The following is a 1,305-nucleotide window of genomic DNA, read 5'->3' as shown; positions in this document are numbered from 1 at the left end:
CACCCACCCCGTCCTCCCCGCCGGCGTCACCGCCCTTCGCGACCTCCGTGACGCCGAGGCGCTGCGGCGGGCCGTGACCGGCGGCAAGCGGGTCGTGGTCCTGGGCGGCGGCGTCCTGGGCCTGGAGACCGCCCTGGCCGCGGCGGAAGAAGGAGCCACCGTCACGGTGGTCCACAACGGCCCGCATCCGCTGGGCCGCAACATCGACCGCGGCGGCGGCTCCGTGCTGGCGGCGAGCCTGCGCCGCTGCGGCGTGCGGATGGCCGGCAACGCGCGCTCCACGGGCGTGGAGCACAACGCGCCCGACGGCGGTTTCTCGGCGCTGCTGCTCGACGACGGGTCCGCGATCGACGGCGACCTCCTGGTGCTCTCCTGCGGCGTCCGCCCCCGCACTGAACTCGCCGAGGGCTGCGGGCTCTCCACGTCCGCGGGCATCCTGGTGGACCACAAACTCCGCGCGCACCACGAGCCGCACATCTTTGCCATTGGTGACTGCGCCGAGGTGCGCTGCCCGGATCCGGACTGCGCACCCTGCCGCAACGCCAATGGGCCCTCCGGCCTGGTGGGGCCGGGCTGGCGGCAGGCCGAGTGGCTGGCCGGGTACCTGACCCTGCTGGCAGACGGCGGGGAGGACGCCGCCCTGCTGCCGGCGCTGCCGGCGGAGCAGCCGGGCGTGATCGTCCTGAAGGCGCGCGGCATGAACATGGCCGTAGCCGGCGACAATTCCGCAGAGCCCTGGGACGAGGACGCCCTTGCTGCCGGTGCCGTGAACGGGCGCCCGCGGCTCCAGGTTTCCCAGTGGGCGGACCCGGAGCACGGCCGCTATGTCAAAATGACCACCCGCGGCGGCGTCCTGGAGGCCCTGGTGGCCGTGGGCATGCCCCGCACGGCGGCCGAGCTGGTGGGGCTGTTCGAACGCGGCGCGGAACTTCCGGCTGACCGGTCCCTGCTGCTGCGCCTCGACGGGCCGGACCAGCTGCCGGGCACGGGTGCCGCCGATCCCGCCGGCACCGTCTGCCGGTGCGCCGGAGTCAGCGGAGCCGCCATCCAGGGCGCCGTTGAGGAGGGCTGCTCCACGGTAGCCGAGGTGTCCAAGGCAACGCGTGCCGGAACCGGCTGCGGCGGCTGCCATGAGGACATCAAGGGGCTTATCGAAAAACACTTCCGGGCGGTCCAGGCCGCCTGACTAGCGGTCCAGCGCTGCTGTCGCGCCGTGGTGGGAGAAGGTTGTGCGTGCCTCGGGGGTTTCGTCTGTGGCGGTGGGCGCATGCCGGGGCGGATCATGGAGGTGTCTGTCACGGTTGA

General features: G+C 73.4%; 1 protein-coding gene. It reads left to right on the top strand.

Annotation, left to right across the window (positions count from 1 at the left end):
• Positions 1-1,186, top strand: a 1,186-nt coding sequence (locus tag NFU08_RS20795) for an FAD-dependent oxidoreductase (protein ID WP_251425966.1), incomplete at its 5' end; no start/stop codon positions are given.
• Between the last annotated feature and the right edge of the window lie 119 nt (positions 1,187-1,305).

The sequence above is a fragment of the Pseudarthrobacter sp. NCCP-2145 genome, assembly GCF_023708005.1.
Taxonomy (GTDB): domain Bacteria; phylum Actinomycetota; class Actinomycetes; order Actinomycetales; family Micrococcaceae; genus Arthrobacter; species Arthrobacter oxydans.
This window is presented reverse-complemented; position numbering and strand designations above follow the sequence as displayed.